Genomic DNA, 18240 nt, shown 5'->3' with positions numbered 1-18240 from the left:
GCCCGGCCGCAGCCCCCCGGCGTGACGGCGCTTCAGGGCTCGGGCAGCCCGGCCGCCAGCGTGTCGGCGAGGATCTGCCCGATGGCCGACCGCCGAGGCCGCCAGCCGAGCCGGTCGCGGATGCGCCGGCTGTCGGCCCGCAGGACCGCCGGCCCGCCGCCGCCCTCCCGGTGGACGACCGGCACGCGGCGGCCCGTCAGTTCCTCGGCTGCCGCCACCACCTCGCGCACGGAGACGCCGGTGCCGCTGCCCACGTTGAACACCGCGTGCTCGCCGGCACAGCAGCCCTCCAGCGCGGCCACACAGGCCCGCGCCACGTCGTCGACGTGCACGAACTCGCGGACCGCGGAGCCGTCCCCGGCCACCGTCAGGGCGGGAACGCGCCCGGTGGCCGCCAGCAGCGTCCGCGGCACCAGCCGGGCCGGGTCCGGATCGGGCCGCCCGTCGGCACCCGCGATGTTGACACATCGCAGGGTGACGGCACCCAGTGAGCCCGTCGCGGCCTGGAACCCGATCACCTCCTCGGCCGCGCGCTTCGACGCCGCGTACGGCGTGTCCGGGCCGAGCGGGTCGTCCTCGCGCGCCGGTGTGCCGCTGCCCGGCCGGTACACGGCGCAGGTGGAGACGAAGACCAGACGGGCGGGGCCGGCCCGGCCCCGCCCGGTGAGCGCGCCCAGCACGTTCACCGTGCCCTGGACGTTGGTGGCGAAGTACCCCAGCGGATCACGGCGGGAGTCGGCTGTGCGGGTGAGCGCCGCGAGATGGCAGATCGCGTCGATCCGCTCCTCGCGCACCATCGCCGCCAGTCCCCGCGCGTCCCGCACGTCGCCGCGCACCGGCCGTGCGCCGTCCGCCCGGCGGGCCGCACCCGCCGGACGCCGGGTCAGACCCAGCACCTCGCACCCCGCCTCGCACAGCCGCCGGACGACGGACGTGCCGAGGTAGCCGTCGGCCCCCGTCACCAGCACGCGTGCCCGGGGCGGGGCCCCGCCGTCCGTCACCGTTCGCTGCCGCCCTCGGGGCGACGGCCGTGCCGCGGATCGTAGGCCCCGGAGGCGACCAGCTCCGCCACGTCGCGCTCGAGGTGGTCCAGTCCGTGCTCGCGCACGATGCCGTGGGCGATCTGCAGCATGGCGTTGGCCCGGTTCTTGAACGGGTCGCACACCTTGGGGCAGATGGACGGCAGCTGGGCGCGCAGCGCCATCCGCCGCTCTCCCTCCCAGACCTCGCGGAAGGAGGAGTCGACCGCGCTCCCGTACGAGGCGCCGTTCGGCCGGGGGTGGTAGTTGCACGGGTAGAGATGCCCGTCCGAGCCGATGGCGGCCATCATGTCGGTGATCGAACAGTGGGAGAACCGCCTGGTCGACTCGCCGAGCTCGTCGAGCCGGTGCACCTCGACGAGCTCGAACGCGTCGTCGACCAGGTCCTCGCGGATGCTCGCGATGAGCCGGTTGGCGTGCTCACGCTGCGCCGCGTCGAGCAGTCGGTCACCGGAGATGTCCCGCTTCAGCCGCAGCCGGTCGGCTCCGATCTCCCGTACCAGTTCGGCGGCCTCGCGCACCTCGTGGTAGTTCTCGGGGTAGAGGATGAACGAGACGCTGATCTCCAGGTCCGTGTCCAGCTCGCGACGGCGGGCCACCAGTTTGCGCAGGTTCTCCACCGCCCGCTCGAACTTCACCGCCCCGGAGTGGTGTCCCTTGAACTTCAGCGCCCCGTAGGTCTCGGCCCTGCCCGCGTCCAGGCTGAGGTGGAGATAGGCGGTGTGCACCAGGACGTCGATGGCCCGGTCGTCCATCAGCACCCCGTTGGTGAACATCCCCACGCGGACGCCGTGGTCCGTCAGATGGCGGATCGCCGGTATCAGCGCCGCGCGGGCGACCAGCGGCTCGCCGATCAGTCCGGAGAAGGAGACATTGCGCACCGCGAACTCCGCCGTGTGCCGGGTACCGCCGGACCGGTAGCCGGCGGTCGTGCGGTAGCCGACGAGGTCCTCGGCGAGCTTCATCATCGCCTTGGGGTCGGCCAGCACGTCCGGCAGCCGGTCCGGGGCCTCCTTCGAGGCGTCCAGCATCACCAGCCGTTCGCGGTCGTCGTCCCAGACCTCGACCGGAACGTGGTCACCGATGCACCACTGGCATCGCAGGTTGCAGCCGCTGGAGGGGTGGATGAGCACCTCGTACGGGGGCAGCACCTTGCCCTCGGTGTTCGCGGCGAACAGGGCCCATTGCCGGCGCAGTACATCGAGTTCGTTGAATCTCCCGGCCAGGTCGGTGCGGAACGATCCGCTCAGACTCGTCGGCTGTTGCGCCATGTTCCTCACCCTTCGAGCTCGGTCACTGCCATGGGGAACGACGTGCTCGGTGTCGGCGGCCGTGGGGGAACGAGGTGGTCGGACGTGTCCGCCCACGGGGCCCGCAGGAGCGGGCGACCCAGCAGCCCGCGGACCAGCAACGCCGATCCGGCGGCGGCGAACCAGGAGAAATGGATCGCCTTCACCGCCCATCGCAGGGTGCCGCCGACCGGCCCCCGGCGGCCGTCCCACGGGGCGAGCGGCCACAGCCCGTGGAAGAGGGTCTCCTCGAAGTACACCCGCGCTGTGGGCCAGGGATAGTCCGCCATGTGCATGAGATGACTGAAGAGGGTCGAACGCAGCCGGCGCACAGCCATGCCCCAGCTCGCCCCGTGGACGAACAGGCACCGCGCCTCCGGCAGCACTTCCAGGGCGTGGAAGGGGTCCGCGGCGGCCGGGTCGAGGAGTTCGAAGAGTACGTACGCGTCGTCCGCGCCGAGCCTGGTGGGAATGCCGCCGGCCACGACGCCGGCGGCCACGAGCATGCAGCAGGCGCTCGGGTAGTTCCTGCGCGGCGCGGTGGTGAGGCCGATGCGGCGCAGCACGCGCGAGGCGCGGCCCCGGGTGGCCAGCGCCACCTTCGCCGCCCCCACCGCACCGGTCCGCCCGCGTTCCTCGAACCGGTCCACCAGCCGGGCGACGCACCCGGGCTCCATGCGGACGTCGTCGTCGAGCCAGAGCCATCCCGCGGGGCGCAGCGGTGCGGCCGCCCTGATCGCCGCGTTCGTCGTGCGCACCTTCCCCGGGCCGGGCAGGGACAGGCCCACGTACACCAGGCCGGGCACCCTCTCCCGGGCCGCCTCCCCGATCCGGGCGAGCCGGCGCGTGGCCTCTTCCTCCTCCCCGGCCTGCCACTGCATCCCGAAGAACAGGACGAGCGGCAGCCGGGGGTGCGCACGGCGCAATCCCGCCAGCTGGTCGAGGACGTGCCCTGCGACCTCCAGGTGCTCGGCCAGGCCGCAGCGTCCGACGTAGCTGGGGCAGAGCGCGGCCAGACCGTGCGGGGACACCCGGGGCAGGGCGGCGGCCAGTTCACGCTCGGACAGCCGCGACCACGTGCCGTCGGCAGGGTCGCGCAACAGGACCGTGACGGGGGCTTCCGGCTCGGGCGGGGGAGCGAACCCACGGGCCACCAGCCGCTGCGCGCGGCGCCGTAAGGGCTTGCCGCCGGCTGTCACCGGCCCCGGGCCCGGTCCGTGGCGGCCGCTACCGGGCGGGTGCGTCCGGGGGCCGGTGCGACGTGAGCCGGTGCGACGCGGGCCGTACCCGGTAATCGTGGGGGCTGGGTGGTGGCGCCTGCCATGCTCTGCTCCCCGGTGCGAGGAAGGAGTCCGGAGTCCGGTACCACGGCGTTACCTGTACATGACCAGCATGCTCCGCCGGACTCTACTCCAGCGCTCCATGCCGCGGAAGACACGCGTGCGGCGATTTCAGCGGTCCCGGCGAAGCTTCCACAGCAGGACGGCCGGCAGCCCGGTGAACGCGGCGCGGGCGGCCTCCGGCAGTTGCGCCGCGGCCGACATGCTCACCCGGCAGTCGTCGCTGAAGACCGGTTCGTCGCTGTCCACCACGCGCAGCCGGTGCTCGGCGAACGCTTTGAGGTAGGCCGAGTGGGGGTGGTGGTGGTTCCGTACAACCCCCAGGCGTCCTGCGCCGAGCGGCACGGTGGCATGGCCGCCGAGCAGGACGAGCGTGGGATGGACATCGCAGACGATCGCGTGCCCACCTGGTCGCAGCATGCGCGCCAACTCCCCGACCGCCTGCCGCAGACCGGCCTGGTGCGCCAGGCCCAGGCAGCACGTCACCACATCGAAACCGCCGCTCGTGAAGGGCAGCGCGCACATGTCCGCGACCACGAACGCGCCGCCGGGCAGTTTCCGCCGGGCCCGGTCCAGCATCGTCGGTGACGCGTCGACGCCCACGGGCCGGTGCCCCAGCGCCAGGAGCCGCTCGGTCTGGCGCCCGGTTCCGCACGCCACGTCGAGCGCCCGTCCCGCGGGAATGTCCGAGAGCGCGCGCTCGAGGGCGCGGTCGGCCAGCACCATGACGGCGTTGGGGGAGTCGTCGTACGAAGCCGACCACGTCCGATAGCCGTCGGGCACACCTCGCTCCTCCACTACGACGTCTCCGCTCGCCGACCGCTCGGACCACTGCCTGCACAGCTCGGCGACCTCCGCGATCCGCGCGGCCGAGGCGGCGGCGTCACCGACGGGCCAGGACCGCAGCAGCGCCAGCCCCTCGACACCGAGCAGATAGTGGGCAAAGGGCAAGGTGCTGGGCACGGCCGCCTCCCGGAGATCCGCAATGTGAGCCCAACTTGACGTAAGCGAAGCTAAGTTGGCCCAGTGGTTGTCGTCCAGGGGCTGCGGCGTGGGTGTCAGTGGGCGAGCCGCAGAGGGACGGTGACGGGAAGGTCCGGCCATCCCGTATTGGTGACGATGGCGAGTTCCCAGGGATGGCGTGTCCCACGGTGCCACTGGCCTCCGGCCAAGCGGACCTTCGCGATGTCGGGGACGGGGCCCGCTGTCCAGTCGAGACGGCCGGCCATGGTGTCCAGGCGTGTCCGGCCCAGTGAGGCGGCGACCGCGTGGCGGTCGAAGGGGTCGTCGGCGGTGGCCAGGGCATGTACGGCCACCTCTTCTGCCTCCCCGTCGGCAGTGGACGGAGGGGCGGGGGCTGGGTAGGCCAGCCGGCGTGAGCACGTGATCAAGGCGGGCAGCAGCCCGTGTTCCGCGGCCTGCCGTCGGAAGAGTGCCAGGTCGGCTACGGTTGCGGCGCTGGTCACGATGGACACGCCTGCGTCGAGGAACGCGGTGATGTGTTCGCCGAAGTCGGGCGTGTTCTCGTCATAACCGCCCGGGTCGACGATGCGGTGGACCCTGCGGGTGGCCGTCGGCGGCAACCCGTGCTCGCCGTGCGCGACCAGGTGCCCTGGGGGCCGGTGTTCCACAGGCAGCCGATCTTCTGTCCCGGGCCGACGACTTCCCACATGTCGGTGAACACCGAGGCGATGTCGTCCAGTCCCCAGCAGAAGTGGTAGCTCCATGTGAAGGGACGGCGTACGGTCGCCCCGCGGCCGAAGTAGTAGACCTGCCACGGGAAGGTGCTGCTGAGGCATGGGACGCCGAGTTCCTCGCAGGCGTCGCTCACGGCGGGCAGGACCTGGGTGCCGGCCAGCGTCACGATGATGTCGGCGCGTTCATCCTGGACCAGTTCCTTGACCGCGATCCGCGCGCCCGCCGCCTCGGAGCGGCTGTCCCGGATCGCCAGGCGCACCGGGCACCAGCGGGTCGCCCAACCGAGCCACCCGGCCGGTGCGCGCGGCCACCACACCGATGACGAGTGCGTCGCGGGCTGATCGCCGGGGTGCGGACATGGATGGCGGGTCCTTTCGGGCACGGCACTGCGCAGGCAGCCGCAAGTCATCCCTGAGGCCGTCATTCAGCCTCCGGGGGCACGGCCTGAACGCGTGCATTTCCTGGACCCGGGGCGGGGATGCCGCCGTACGCCCATATGTGTGAACAGTGCCCCTGCGCTCCCCGCGCTCGCGCGGAGCGTCCGCTCCGCGCTCGCGCTACGCGGACTGCGCCTGTGCAGCGCAGCATTCATCAACCGGTGAGCGTCACGCACGGCAGCCCGACGCTGGCGCCGCCGCGAAAGCCTTCCGCACACAGCCGGGTACCCGCCGGGAAGTGTCGCTGAGGGTAGGCCTGGTCGCGGTACGTCCGGAACGCGGCGACGCTCTCGGCCTTGGTACGGGCGCTCCAGCCGCTGGTGGTCCACACCCGCGCTGTGATCTGGTGCGGCTGGTTGGTGTTGGTCACCGACACCTCCACCCTGCCGAGGTACGTCCCGTGGTCGTACGTCTCGATGCAGACGGAGTGGTTGCACCACTTGCCCGCGGCTTCAGCGGACGGGCCGACGGTGAAGACGCCGCCGAACGCCGCAGCGAGCGTGGCGATTCCTGTGATGATCTTTCGGAAGGTGGTCATACCTGCAACAACGACCACCCCGACCCCTTGTCACTGGCAGTTCCGACGGCCCACCCTCCCTACCTGCCCGTTCTCCGGCGTATTCGACCGGTCAGCGTGTGGTGGTGCTGGGTTGCGGCAGAGGGCGGTGATGCAGGTAGTCGACCGCGGTGACGGCCGTGGCGACGTCGACCACTTTGACGGCGTCCGTGTGGATGCCGAAGTGACCGCCGGTGCCATGCGCGGACAGGACGGTCGTGGCCTGGGACAGCGGAGCCGTCAGTCCGAGGACGTCGGTGACTTGGGACAGGCGGTCGGCCAGGCTTTGGAGGAAGTCCGGTGCGTTGGCCGGCAGTACCAGGGAGTCGCGGCCCTTGTGCGACAGCTGGCCGGTCAGCGGGTCCATCACCGCACCGCGTACGAAGTCGGCCTGCCGGGACACGGCAAGGTCCAGTAGGGCATCGGCCCCGCAGCAGCTCGGTCAGTCAGCCGGACACGCTGATTGCGCAGCCGGAGGGTGCGTTCCCGAGGACCGCAACCGCGTTGCCGCAGACGTCGATCGGCGCGCTGATGGGCGCGATCACCTGGTTTCCCCCGAGGATGGAGTCTTCGCCGGTGGTGACGCCCACGTCGGCACTGGCCGCCGACGTGCCGACCAGTACCAGCACGACCGCCGCACAACCGGTGATCGCTGCCTTGATGATCCTCACGGCCCCTCCCCAGGACGTCCCGTTTTCAGCTATGCCGGACCGTACCCTTCCGGGGGTCACGCGTCACCGGCGCGCAGTGGCCCGCACTCAGCGCACGGAACTGTGCATGCCTGCCGGCAGCCGCGGAGGCCGAAGGTGATCAGAGCCGCCGGGTGAGTGTCCCCGCAAGGCCGTCACCCGGTCTGCTGCAAAGGAGCCGCGCCCGCCACCCCGAAGGAGTGGGCCGCGGGTGGCGGTCTGCCGTTTCCGGCAGCAACGCAATCGCTGGAGCGGGTGAGCGGCCACGGCCGGGTGAATCGCACAAGCCCCGCCGTGCCGCCTGCCCCACGATCACAGGCCCATTGACACGGATCCGAACTTACGCGCGACAAAACGCCCTCGGGGGCCCGTGACGAGGCCCGTTCGGGGGTCGTTTTTCCGAGCAACCGTCCGATCTCCGCGTCAACAAGGAGGCGATGTGCATCACCGCCGCACCTGCCGCACGACCGACCCGAGGGTGCCCTTGCTGTTCGAACACCGGCCGCCGAAGTCCGCTGTCGCCGACCGCGCGGGGAGGCGGGCGTGATTCAACCCGACCGCTACCGAAGCGTGGTCGACGTCATGGTCCTGCTGCACCGAACCGACGGCCGGGTCCTGCTGCTGCGTCGGGCCGGGAACGTGTACGCAAGCGGCCTCCTCGCTCCGCCGGGCGGACACCTCGAGAACGGCGAGACGCTCATCGACGGTGCTCGCCGGGAGGTAAGGGAGGAGGTCGGGGTCGGCATCGACCCTGCCGACCTGGAGTTCTGCCACCTCATCCACCACCGCTCCCCGGAAGGCGAGGCGCGGCTGGGCGTCGTCTTCACGTCCCAGCAGTGGTCCGGCGAGCCGCGCAACCAGGAGCCGGGCAAGTGCTCGGCCCTGGTGTGGGCGAACCCGGCGCAGCCGCCCTCCGACTGCGTGCCCTACACCGCCGCCGTCCTGGACCGGTTCTGCTCCGGGGCGTTGCTGTCCACGCACGGCTGGACCACCACGACAGGAGGCGTGGCGTGAAGCTCAAACGCGGCAAGGCAGTTCCGACCACGGAGACCGGTCGGGCGGCAGTACCCCTTTCAGGAAGATGCCGCTCCCACGCGTCGCCTTCGGGAGGCCGGAACAGGTGGACGTCGCCCCTGGCCGCCGACCGGACGGAGGAGCCAACATGCGGTTGCTTCTCGCTCTGCGACCGTGAACTCCCGTGTTGGGAAAGGGAAGTCTGCGATGGATGATGCAGCACTGAACGAGCAGGCGTGGACCACGTACGGAAAGCACCACATCGAGCGTGGCACCTGCCTGTCGGAGCCCGAGCGGCTCGACTGGGGATTCTGGAGCACAGGGCCCGGGGCCGAGGTCCTGGGCGACCTGGCCGGGAAGCGCATGCTCGACATCGGTCCCGGCACGGGCCGCTACCCCGCTCACCTCGCCCGCAGCCACAAAGCGATCGTGGACGCGGTCGAAGTCTCGCCCACCCAGTACCTGCGCGCTACGACCCGGTACGGCGATGTCCCCGGCGTGCACTTTGTGCAGGCCGATGCTGTGGAGTTCCTTCAGCGGGAGACAGCACCGGTCTACGACGTCGCGTACTCGGTGCACGGCCTCGGATACATCGATCCGCACCAGTTGCTGGCAGCCTTGGCTCCCCGTGTGAGGGAAGGCGGGAGCCTTGTCTTCTCCGTGCTGCACACGAACAAGGACGGGGCCGGGCCGGAGGTCACGGTCGCCCCACGGGACGAGGTCCTTCCCCTGGCCGGCGGGGGCGAGCTGGTGGTGCGGATGTGGGTGCTCAGCCCCTTGCTGTGGGAGGACCTTCTGGTCGAAGGGGGCTTCCTCCTGGAGCACATCTCCGTGCTGCGGGCGCCCGAGCCCAGCAATCCGGTCGCGTGCACCCTGATCGTCGCTCGTCGCTCGTCGTCAGCGGAGGGGGAATGAGCGTTTCCGGTCCGTCGATTGACGCTGCTTGTCCCGGTGAGTGCCACCGGGGCCGACGCCCCGGAGCCCAGCGCTGACGTGGCGGGGCCTGGGCCAGCGGGCGAATCTGGCCCCCTGTGGGTCCGGGCCTGTGAGGAGCGGCCATACCGGGTGTCGCACCGCGCGGCAGCCGCGGTGACCCGCCCGCCGTCGGACGTCGTCCATCTGCCGGGCAGGCCGGACACGGCGAGGGTTTCACGTGGCGCCACCGTGTGATCCCCGCCGTGTCGTTGCTGCTCGGTGCCGCGCTGTTCCTGGGCGTTGCGGTATGGACGTCATTCGTCATTCGTCGTCTCAGCGCGGTCGGTCGCACTGAGAGAGATCCGTGTCCGCCAGTGGTTTCCCCTGCGGGGTCATGTACGTGGCCCACAGCACCAGGGGAGTGGACCCCTCGTTGCGCCCCTCGTGGACGTAGCCCTTGCCTTCGGTGATGGAGTCACCCGTCCGGTACACATGGACCCCACCGGGGTACACGGGCGCGTAGTGGGTGAGCGTGCCGGCCTTGACGACGCCGACCAACGGGCCGTGATGGCAGTGCTTGCCCGTGGAACCGCCTGGCGGGATGGTGATTTCGCGGAAATTGACCTGTACGGGGCCGGAGACCGCCACCTTTATCGGACCGGTCTGTGTTCCCTGTGCCACCTCCTCGATCTTGGGCGCCGGACTGGCGGCGTCCGAGGGAAGGCAGAACCCGGCCGTCGCCACGAGAGCCACTGCGGCGATCGTTGACTGCCGTCCACGGGAGAGCCTCATGGGCCAACTCCTTTCACTTCGATGCGGTTGCCTTGCTGAATCCGATATCGAGGGTGCGGGGTGCGTGACAATACGGTGCGTTGCGTAAGCGACTTGGCGCCTTCCACGGCCTACCCACCCGTGAGCCTCGCCCAACGCGTCACCGTGGCCCCGAACGACTCACCCGCCACGTGATCCGGAGGCGCTGACGTCCGTCCTGGTGTCAGAAGCGCGTCAGGGAAGCGGCACGCTGCTTGCCCCTGGCTACCCGGCCGCCTTGAATAGTGCCCGTGAACAGCCACCTGCGCCATGACGACCGGCCGCCTCATACGGCGCTGTCCGGCACCGCGCGCTGTTCACTTACCGTGCGCTGAGCGCGCGTCTCTCCTTCTCGACATACGACGGTGCCCAGCGCGCCGCTGTGATGCCTTCGCACATCACCTGGCCCGTCGGCGTGCGCGTGTTCGTTCGCCGCCGCTGACGTCGCCGCCTTCTGTTCGCACGGCAGTCCGCCACAGGGCGGATCCAGCTGCCGCTTTGCTCGAATTCCCGGAGTGGATTCCCATGTCTTCTGCTGTCTCGCCCGCTTCCAGGACCGTTCTGGTCACCGGTGCCACCTCCGGCATCGGCTGGGAGACCGCCCGGCTGCTCGCCGGCCGGGGGGACACGGTCATCGTGCACGCCCCCGACCAGGCCTCGGGCGACGACGCCGTCGCCCGCCTGGTCGCGGCCGGTATGGACACCCTGCGGCTGCGCCTGGCCGTCGCCGACTTCTCCCGCCTTGACGAGGTACGGGCCATGGCCGCTCGCGTCGCCGAGGAACACCCTGTCCTCGACGTGCTGGTCAACAACGCGGCCGTCGCCGCGCCCGAGCGGCGTACCGTGACCGCCGACGGCAATGAGCTCTCCTTCCAGGTCAACTTCCTGGCCGCCTATCTCCTCACCCACGAGCTCGCCGGCCCGCTCGGCGCCCGCCCGGGAAGCCGTGTGGTCAACGTGTCGTCCTCTATGCACCGCACGGCGTCCATCTCCTGGAACGACCCCCAGCGGGCCAAGCGCTACTCCCGCCTGGCCGCCTATGCCCAGTCGCAGCTCGCGCTGACCGTCTTCGCCCGCGAGAAGGCGCCCTGGACGTCGGTCAGCGTGCACCCCGGCGTCTGCGACACCGCCCTGCTGCCGCTGTACGCGCACGAGGGCGACTCCGCCCTGCAGGGCGCCGAGCGCGTCGTACGGCTGTGCGACCCGGCCGTCGAGGTCGTCCCCGGCGCCTACTACGACTGCACCGCCCTGTCCCCGGCGGCTCCCGTCGCCATGGAGGAGCGGACGGTGCGCCGGCTGTGCAAGCTCGCCGACGAGCTGGTCGCCCAGACGGCTTGAGCCTCCGTAACGCCCCGTCATCTCTGTAGCGAGATCCCCACAGCCAGATCCCCACAGCCAGATCCCCACAGCGAACGAAGGAATGAGATCCATGTCCAAGCGCGCCCGTAAGAAGCGAGCCCGCCGCAAGAAGAACGCCAATCACGGCAGCAAGGCCTGCGCCTGACCGCAAGCTGTCAGCAACCGGGGCGGGCGGCGAGAAACCGCCCGCCCCTCGGGTTCTCCGGAGCCGTCATGCCGAACGACAACGCCCTCCACACAGAGCCGGCCGTCCGGGCGCGGCAGCCCTGGTTCCCTGCCGGCCGCCCGGGTGTGGGAGCCCTTCCCGAGCACGCCGCCCGCACCGGGCTGGGCACGTGGTGGACCGATCACCCGTCGCGCCCTCGGGCCGCCTACGTCGCCTGCGCCGGCTACGCGGTCCTGGCCGGCGACCCGTGCGCCACGGTCCCGGCGGACCTCGCGCCGCTGGCCCACTGCTACGTTGCCGCCCCGGACCGCTTCCTGCCCCTGCTCGGCAGGGCGTTCGAGCGGATCGTGCCGTGGGAGCGCATGATCTGGGCGCATGATGCCCCGGTGTCTGCCGTCCGGCCGATGCCCGGCGCCGTCGTCCGCGCCGTCGTCCGCCCCCTCGTGCCCGCCGATGCGCCGGCCGTACGGGCTTTGGGCCCGGACCTCGCCTGGATCGCCGAGAGCTGGGGCGGCCCGTACGGCCTCGCCGCGTCAGGCCATGGCTGGGGCGCCTTCCGCGACGGGCTCCTGCTCTCGCTCGCCTGCACGTCCTTCGCCGGCAGCCGCTACGAGGACATCGCCGTGGCCACTCTGCCCGCCGCGCGCGGCCGGGGGTTGGCCTCCGCCTGCGTCCGCGCACTGTGCGCCGATATCACCGCGCGCGGCCGCATCCCGTCGTGGACCTGTTCCCGTGACAACCACCCCAGCCGCCGGCTGGCCGCGAAGTCCGGCTTCCGGCTGATCCACACGTACGTGCACTACGCACTCGGAGCACCGGTCGCCGATTGCTGACCCCCACCGGGGCCGCCGGGTCGCAGGCGCCCGGCGGCCACCCTCGTCCCGGCCGGTCGACACGGCCGCTGAGCCCCTGCGCGACCTCATCCGTCACCGGCTCGGGCTCACACGTCCCAGGTGACCGGGAGGCTCTTCACCCCGTAGATGTCCGCGGTCTCCGGGCGCAGGGCGACGTCCTCGGCCGGTACGGCCAGGTGCAGCGTGGGGAAACGGTTGACCAGCGCGGGCAGGGCGACCCGCATCTCGATGCGGGCCAGTTGCTGGCCCAGGCACTGGTGGATGCCGTGGCCGAAGGCCAGGTGGCCGCCGTCCTGCCTGCGGACGTCGAGCACGTGGGGATCGGCGAAGCGGTCGGGGTCGCGGTTGGCGGTGTTGTACGACAGGATCACCGTCGTGCCGGCCTTGATGCTCCGGCCGCCCACCTCGACGTCCTCCAGTGCCGTCCTCATGAACGACTTGGCGACGCTCAGATACCGCAGCAGCTCCTCCACGGCCCGGTCGGTGAGCGCGGGGTCGGCGCGCAGCGCGGCCAGTTGCTCCGGGTTCTGCAGCAGTGCGAAGGTGCCGAGGGCCAGCATGTTCGCGGTGGTGTCGAACCCCGCGGCCAGGAGAATCAGGCTGATCCCCTGCAGTTCCTCATCGGTCAGATCGCTGTCGGTGAGGTCGCTGAGCACGTCGTCGGTGGGGTTCGCGCGCTTGGCGGCCACCAGCTCCGCGAGGTAGACCTGGGTCGCGGTGTAGGCCGCTATCAACTCCTCGTCGCTCGTCTCCCCGCCCATGAACGTGTCGATCTGCTCCTGGAAGAAGCCCCGGTCCTCGTACGGCACTCCCAGCAGCTCGCAGATGATGACGGTGGGGATGGGCTTGGCGAACGCGGTCACCAGGTCGGTCGGTGGCCCTGCCTTCTCCATGGCGTCCAGGCACTCGGCGGTGATCTGTTCGACGCGCTCGGTGAGCTGTCGCATCCGCCGTACGGTGAACTTGCCCGCCAGCGGCTTGCGATAGCGGCGGTGCTGCGGGTCGTCCATGAGGAGGAACTCGCCGGGCGGTGCCGGAGGGACCTCGATGTCGCCGTAATCGATGGTCGGATGGTGGCGCATGAGCTCCTTGCGCGAGCTGAACCGCGAGTCGGCCAGGACGGACTTGACCAGGTCGTATCCGGTGATCAGCCAGCCCTGATGGCCATCGGGGAAGGGGTAGCGGCTGATCGGGCCGTGCGCACGGGCCTGGACCAGCTCTGCCGGCGGGTCGAAGGGGCAGCCGCGCTGACGCGTCGTCGGCAGCGTTGTGACGGTGTGGAGGGACTCGTTCATGGCCATTCCTCATCTCGCGACGGAACGCGTTTAACGCTTCTCGAAAGCTACGTTGCATTCAGAATTACGTCAATCGATGCAAATGCGTTTTACCTGGTAGCAGGCGCCAAATTGATGCAATGACGCTGAACTCGAATGCAACGATGCGTTGCAATGAATGACGGCGAAGGCAAATACTGACGGCATGCCAGGAGGACGGTTGACCCAGCAGGACCGCCAGCGCATCGCGGCCGGACTCGCCGACGGGCTCTCCTATGCGGAGATCGCCAGGCGGATCGAGCGGCCGACGTCGACGATCAGCCGGGAGGTCGCACGCAATGGCGGCCCCGGCGGCTACCGGCCCCAGGAGGCGCACCGGGCGACGGTCCAGCGGGCGCGACGAGGTACGCCGGCGCCCCCGCGCGCGGCCGATGTATCGGGCAGCAGGATGGAAGAGGAGATCGTCGAGCTGGCGGTCAGGTCGGGAATGCCGAGGATCACGGCGCGCGTGCACGTCGACTTGATGCTGTCCGAGGACGGCAGGCGCACCGCGGCCGAACTGACCTGCAGGCTGAACGTCAGTCCGGCCTCCGTCTCCGTGGCCGTGAACTATCTGGTCCAGCACGGCTATGTCCGTCGCGAACGCGATCCGCAGCGGCGGCGCGACATCTACGTGGTCGATGACGAGGCCTGGTACCACGCGATCGTGATCAGCGCGCGGCAGACGCTCGAGTCGGCGCAGGCCGCGATGGCCGCGGCGGAGACGTCCGGCCTCGACACGGCCGTGGGGGAGCGGCTGGCCAGAGCGGGGACGTTCCTGGAGCGAGTCGTCCTGGACATGAAGGCGTCGGCCGACCGCTGGCGAGCCCTCCTGACCTGACGGGTCTCAGTCGACCCACCGAAAGAGCCGGCAGCCGAATTCCTGTCGTCGGGCGTGCGCCGGCGCGTCCAGTACGAGCCTGACGCCAGGTATGGGGGAGACGGGCCGCCCCGAGCACTGTTGTGCGTGATCGGGGCGGCAGGGTTCGGTGGTTCGGTCAGTTCAGAATGCGGGTGCACGCCACGATCTTCACGCCACGCTTGCACGCGTGTACGGAGGCGAAGCAGTCGTTGGTGAACCGTCCGGTGGAGCCGTCGGAGAATCTGCAGAAGACCGGGTCGTAGTTGGCCGGACAGACGTCCGGGCACTGCTCGACGACCGGAACCGTCGCCGCCGGTGCGGCCTGTGCGGGTGCGCTGAACGTGAGTCCTGCCGCGCCGGCCAGCAGGAGGGTGGCGAGTGGAGCGACGAGCTTACGCATGGGAACACTCCTTCGTTCGCGGTGCCCCACGTCTATCAGCGGCCGTTGGGGGACCGTAAGCCGGTGGACAGCCTTCCGCCTGGCGCTATCCGGACATTTCCGTCCGTCGGCGGGTGCTCATGCGGCGCAGGCCCCGCCGGTCAACGCACGCACTTAAGCCTCGCAGTGGGGAGCAGCAGTGGCGTCGCCAGCAGGAGCACGGCGGCCAGGCCGATGGCCGTCCGCAGGCCGAGCAGGCCGCCCAGTACGCCCCAGACGGCCGTCAGGAGCGCGGTCGAGGCCTTGGTCGTCACCGCCCAGGCGGAGAGCGTGCGGGCGACCCGGTCGGTCGCGGTGCGCTCGAGGCGGTACGTTGCGGAGACGGGGTTGAAGATGCCGCAGCAGAAGATGAGCCCGAGCTCGACGCCGATGACCAGCAGCAGCCCACCGGTGCCCGGCCCCGGGAACGCCAGGCCGACGGGCCAGAGCGCGCGCAGCGTCCCGGCCGTGACCAGCACCCGGTGCTGCCCGAACCGGGTGACGAGCGGCCGGGCCAGCCGTGAACCGAGCAGCCCGCCGATCGACGGTGCCGCGAAGGCGAGGCCGTACTGCCACGGCGCGAACCCGAGTCGGCCGAGCATCAGGACGGCCAGCAGCGGCGAGGTGGCCATCACCAGCCCGTTGAAGAAGACGGTGTTGAAGAACAGCGGCCGCAGCGTCGGGTCGGCGAGGATGTACCGCCAGCCGTCGAGCAGGTCCCCGGCCCGCATGCGTGCGGCCTCCCGGTGCTCGGGCGGTGGCTCGTGCCCGCCCATCGCGCGGATGCCCAGCGCCGAGAGCAGGTAGCTGACCGCGTCGGCCACCACCGTCGCCACCGGACCGAGGAGCCCGATCGCCACGCCGCCCAGCGGCGGCCCGATGATCGTGGTCGTCCAGGCCGTCGACTCGAACCGGGCGTTGGCGACGAGCAGGTCCTCGGCCGGCAGCAGCGTCTTCAGGTACGCGCCGGAGGCGGCGCGGAAGGTGATGTCGGCCGCCGCGACGACGACTGATACCAGCAGGAGCTGAAGGAAGCTGAGCACGCCGAGCGCGAACGCCGCGGGGATCGTCAGCAGCGCGGCGAACCGCACCAGGTCCGTCCCGATCAGCACCGGCCGCTTGCGGCGGAACTCCACCCACGGGCCGAGCGGCACCGCCACGGCGGCGCCCACCGCAGCCCCCACGGAGGAGAGCGCGGCGACCTCGACCGGTCCGGCGTGCAGCACCCGGATGGCGATCAGCGGGAACGCGCCGAAAGCGAGCCACGTCCCGAGCGCGCTGGTCCCGTACGCTCCCCACAGCCACCCGAACCGCCGCCCCAGCCGATGTCGGGGCAGATACCCGAGCCGGTGCCCGCTCCTCATACCCGACGCCCCTTGCCGCTTACCCGCACAACCGATTCGTGATCGGAAGCATCAAAGCGAGCGCCATGTCCTGGGATCAAACAACCCCCACCCCACGCCGGGCCACCCTGCGCGCCCACCTCGCCGCCACAGCGTCCGGCCACGACGCCGCCGGGACCTGGACGCCGAGCTGGGTGATTCCTCGCTGAACGGTGGCCCCTCCGCCGCAATTAGCGGTGGTGGGGGTTCAGCAGTGCGGCGGCCGCAGTGATGAAGGCCGCGGATGCTTCCTTGGCCGCATGCCGCAGGGCGTCCAGCTCGGCGCGGCCGGTGGCATTGCGCAGGGCGTACGTGGCATCGGCGGCCTGCTGGGCGGGGCCGGCCAACTCGGGGACCAGGACTTGGAGACGGACGTGGGGCGCGGTGATCGCCGTCCGGGTGTCGTGGGACCTCGTCTGGGCCTCCAGCTGGTGCTCGGAGCCGGCCTCGATCAGGGCCAGCCGCTCCCGGTGGAACATCGCCGAGCGGTGCGCGTCCAGTGCGGCCGCGAAGTCGGTGACGGCGCCGAGCCGGTCCTGGCGGTGGGTGTCGGCGCGCTGCTCAGCGCGTGCGGAGACGGCGGCGCGGTGCTGAAGGAGTCCGGCGGTCAGGGCACCGGCCAGGGTGCCGATCACGGCAACGATCGAAGGCCACATGGACATGGGGTATCGGGTCCGTGGGCTTCAGCGCTCCGACAGCTCCGACGGAGCCTCCTGGACCACCCAGCCGTTGCCGTCCGGGTCCTCGAAGGACATGAACGAGTTCCAGGTGCCGCCCTTGCCGTCCTCCCAGCCCCTCGCGCCGACATGGCGGATGGGGGAGACGTCCACACCGCGGCCGACCAGTTCCTCGCGGGCCGCCTCGATGTCCGTGACACAGAGCTGGAGGCCTTGCAACGTGCCCGGGGCCATCACCTTCGTACCGGGTGCCGCGGGCATCCCCTGAAGCATCGCGACCGAGCACCGCGAGCCGGGCGGGGTCATCTGGACGATGCGGATGCCGGGGGCGACTTCGTCGTCGAGGTCGACCTTGAAACCGGCCTTGGCGGCGTAGAACTCCTTGGCCCGGTCCATGTCGGTGACAGGGATCGGTACGACTTCGAGCGTCCAGTTCATGAGAAGTCCCCTCAGAGGCGTCAGAGGGTCCACCTTCGCTCACGACCGAGCCACCGCGCATGCCGAATCGCTGATCCGTTCCAGCGCGGTTGCGTTCGGGCGTTCAGCGCTGGGCGATGAGGTGGAAGTGGCGGGCGACGCGCCGGTACGGGTCGATGTGCCCAGCCGCCCACTCGGCCTCCAGCATCCGGTCGAAGTCCTCGCCGACGGGCTCGTCACCGAGGTGGTCCGTGAAGCAGCGCACCCCGTACCAGCAGCGGGTGCGCACGTCGTGCTCGGCGAGGACGCGGGCGACCCGCTCCCGGCTCACGCCGCGGCTGACCACGTCGGGCCGGCCGTGCCCCACCGGGTCGCGCAGTGTCTCCAGGACAGCGGTCCAGTTCCGCTCCAGCCCCGGGCGCATGGCCAGGGCGGTGTGCTGCTTGGCGAGGACGGAGACAAGACCGCCGGGGCGCACACACCGGGCGAGTGCGCGCAGCAACGGGTCGGGGGACTCCAGGTACATCAGCACGCCGTGGCACAGCACCGCGTCCCAACCGGTGCCGGCCAGCCGCGGTGCCTGTTCACCGAAGCCGTGAAGGAAAGTGACGGTCCCTGTGGCGCCCGCCATGTGCGGCTTCCATGCCGAGCGTGCCCTGTCCAGCATGTCCGCGTCCGGATCCAGCACGGTGACGTGGTGGCCGCGTCCGGCCAGCATCCCGGCTTGGACGCCGGTACCGCCGCCGATGTCGAGCACGCGCCGAGGGGCATCCGGAAGGTGCTCGACCAGGGCTCGGTCGACGAGGTGGTGGCGGAGAACTCCCCGAAGCGTCGTGCTGTGGTGGGCGTATACGTCGGCGAGATCCTCACCGTTGCGGGAGGAGGTGATCCAGGTGTTCATCGGTTCTATCAGTTCTATCGGTTCTCCGTGATCAGGGCTCGGAAGCGGTCGCCCCCGCGAGTCGGGGCGCAACCGGTGGCGTCATGCCTCGTTTGACCGGATA

Annotated in this window: 22 protein-coding genes; 6 read left to right on the top strand and 16 right to left on the bottom strand. The window is 70.9% G+C overall.

From position 1 onward, the window contains the following. Positions 1–32 precede the first annotated feature (32 nt). From ACIG36_RS15020 to ACIG36_RS14980, 9 genes are all read right to left on the bottom strand, one after another. Entirely contained in the window at positions 33–1001 is a 969-nt protein-coding gene (locus ACIG36_RS15020; RefSeq protein WP_399926868.1) for an SDR family NAD(P)-dependent oxidoreductase, read from the bottom strand. Then, a complete protein-coding gene (locus ACIG36_RS15015) occupies positions 998–2311 on the bottom strand; it encodes a radical SAM protein (protein WP_399926866.1) in 1314 nt (437 codons plus the stop codon). Before ACIG36_RS15015 ends, ACIG36_RS15020 begins: the two co-directional genes overlap by 4 nt. A 5-nt stretch (positions 2312–2316) precedes the next feature. Continuing rightward, positions 2317–3528 carry a glycosyltransferase family 2 protein gene (locus ACIG36_RS15010; protein ID WP_399926864.1) on the bottom strand — a complete coding sequence of 404 codons (1212 nt, stop codon included), beginning with the start codon at positions 3526–3528 and terminating at the stop codon, positions 2317–2319. A gap of 252 nt (positions 3529–3780) precedes the next feature. Beyond that, positions 3781–4632 carry a class I SAM-dependent methyltransferase gene (locus ACIG36_RS15005; protein ID WP_399926862.1) on the bottom strand — a complete coding sequence of 284 codons (852 nt, stop codon included), beginning with the start codon at positions 4630–4632 and terminating at the stop codon, positions 3781–3783. Positions 4633–4727: 95 nt separating this feature from the next. After that, positions 4728–4985, bottom strand: a complete 258-nt coding sequence (locus ACIG36_RS15000) for a hypothetical protein (protein ID WP_399926860.1) — start codon at positions 4983–4985, stop codon at positions 4728–4730. 146 nt (positions 4986–5131) lie between these two features. Beyond that, entirely contained in the window at positions 5132–5626 is a 495-nt protein-coding gene (locus tag ACIG36_RS14995) for a hypothetical protein (protein WP_399926858.1), read from the bottom strand. Positions 5627–5958: 332 nt separating this feature from the next. Continuing rightward, on the bottom strand, positions 5959–6342 hold the full coding sequence (locus ACIG36_RS14990) for a hypothetical protein (RefSeq protein WP_399926856.1): 384 nt from the start codon (positions 6340–6342) through the stop codon (positions 5959–5961). A 91-nt stretch (positions 6343–6433) separates the two neighbouring features. Further along, positions 6434–6763 (bottom strand): hypothetical protein, encoded by a 330-nt coding sequence (locus ACIG36_RS14985; protein ID WP_399926854.1) that lies wholly within the window; start codon positions 6761–6763, stop codon positions 6434–6436. A gap of 43 nt (positions 6764–6806) precedes the next feature. After that, positions 6807–7031, bottom strand: a complete 225-nt coding sequence (locus ACIG36_RS14980; RefSeq protein ID WP_399926852.1) for a chaplin family protein — start codon at positions 7029–7031, stop codon at positions 6807–6809. Between the two features lie 561 nt (positions 7032–7592). On the opposite strand from ACIG36_RS14980, the gene ACIG36_RS14975 reads away from it, so the two are divergent. Both ACIG36_RS14975 and ACIG36_RS14970 read left to right on the top strand, forming a co-directional pair. Then, the gene (locus tag ACIG36_RS14975) at positions 7593–8063 is read left to right on the top strand and encodes an NUDIX domain-containing protein (protein WP_399926850.1); all 471 of its coding nucleotides are present in this window, start codon (positions 7593–7595) and stop codon (positions 8061–8063) included. Between the two features lie 207 nt (positions 8064–8270). Further along, complete coding sequence (locus tag ACIG36_RS14970) at positions 8271–8978, top strand: class I SAM-dependent methyltransferase (RefSeq protein WP_399926848.1); 708 nt, start codon at positions 8271–8273, stop codon at positions 8976–8978. A gap of 333 nt (positions 8979–9311) precedes the next feature. On the opposite strand, the gene ACIG36_RS14965 is transcribed toward ACIG36_RS14970, so the two are convergent. Then, complete coding sequence (locus ACIG36_RS14965; protein WP_399926846.1) at positions 9312–9770, bottom strand: cupin domain-containing protein; 459 nt, start codon at positions 9768–9770, stop codon at positions 9312–9314. Between the two features lie 543 nt (positions 9771–10313). On the opposite strand from ACIG36_RS14965, the gene ACIG36_RS14960 reads away from it, so the two are divergent. From ACIG36_RS14960 to ACIG36_RS14950, 3 genes are all read left to right on the top strand, one after another. Next, positions 10314–11126 (top strand): SDR family NAD(P)-dependent oxidoreductase, encoded by an 813-nt coding sequence (locus ACIG36_RS14960; RefSeq protein ID WP_399926844.1) that lies wholly within the window; start codon positions 10314–10316, stop codon positions 11124–11126. A gap of 82 nt (positions 11127–11208) precedes the next feature. Next, positions 11209–11292: a 50S ribosomal protein bL37 gene (locus tag ACIG36_RS14955; RefSeq protein WP_399927613.1), complete on the top strand. Its 84-nt coding sequence runs from the start codon at positions 11209–11211 to the stop codon at positions 11290–11292. A gap of 68 nt (positions 11293–11360) precedes the next feature. Then, positions 11361–12146, top strand: a complete 786-nt coding sequence (locus ACIG36_RS14950) for a GNAT family N-acetyltransferase (protein ID WP_399926842.1) — start codon at positions 11361–11363, stop codon at positions 12144–12146. A gap of 107 nt (positions 12147–12253) precedes the next feature. Here ACIG36_RS14950 and ACIG36_RS14945 read toward each other — a convergent pair whose 3' ends face one another. Next, on the bottom strand, positions 12254–13462 hold the full coding sequence (locus tag ACIG36_RS14945) for a cytochrome P450 (protein WP_399926840.1): 1209 nt from the start codon (positions 13460–13462) through the stop codon (positions 12254–12256). A 184-nt stretch (positions 13463–13646) separates the two neighbouring features. Here ACIG36_RS14945 and ACIG36_RS14940 point away from each other — a divergent pair, with 184 nt between their 5' ends. Further along, entirely contained in the window at positions 13647–14321 is a 675-nt protein-coding gene (locus tag ACIG36_RS14940) for a helix-turn-helix domain-containing protein (RefSeq protein ID WP_399926838.1), read from the top strand. Positions 14322–14478: 157 nt separating this feature from the next. Here ACIG36_RS14940 and ACIG36_RS14935 read toward each other — a convergent pair whose 3' ends face one another. The 5 genes from ACIG36_RS14935 to ACIG36_RS14915 form a co-directional block, all read right to left on the bottom strand. Further along, the gene (locus ACIG36_RS14935) at positions 14479–14742 is read right to left on the bottom strand and encodes a hypothetical protein (protein WP_399926836.1); all 264 of its coding nucleotides are present in this window, start codon (positions 14740–14742) and stop codon (positions 14479–14481) included. A 140-nt stretch (positions 14743–14882) separates the two neighbouring features. After that, positions 14883–16124 (bottom strand): MFS transporter, encoded by a 1242-nt coding sequence (locus ACIG36_RS14930; protein WP_399926834.1) that lies wholly within the window; start codon positions 16122–16124, stop codon positions 14883–14885. 209 nt (positions 16125–16333) lie between these two features. Continuing rightward, positions 16334–16777 (bottom strand): protein kilB, encoded by a 444-nt coding sequence (locus tag ACIG36_RS14925; protein ID WP_399926832.1) that lies wholly within the window; start codon positions 16775–16777, stop codon positions 16334–16336. Positions 16778–16825: 48 nt separating this feature from the next. Continuing rightward, positions 16826–17257, bottom strand: a complete 432-nt coding sequence (locus ACIG36_RS14920; RefSeq protein ID WP_399926830.1) for a VOC family protein — start codon at positions 17255–17257, stop codon at positions 16826–16828. A gap of 103 nt (positions 17258–17360) precedes the next feature. Next, positions 17361–18137 (bottom strand): class I SAM-dependent methyltransferase, encoded by a 777-nt coding sequence (locus tag ACIG36_RS14915; RefSeq protein ID WP_399926828.1) that lies wholly within the window; start codon positions 18135–18137, stop codon positions 17361–17363. Positions 18138–18240: the final 103 nt, after the last annotated feature.

The organism is Streptomyces sp. NPDC053048, assembly GCF_044547045.1.
GTDB lineage: Bacteria > Actinomycetota > Actinomycetes > Streptomycetales > Streptomycetaceae > Streptomyces.
This window is presented reverse-complemented; position numbering and strand designations above follow the sequence as displayed.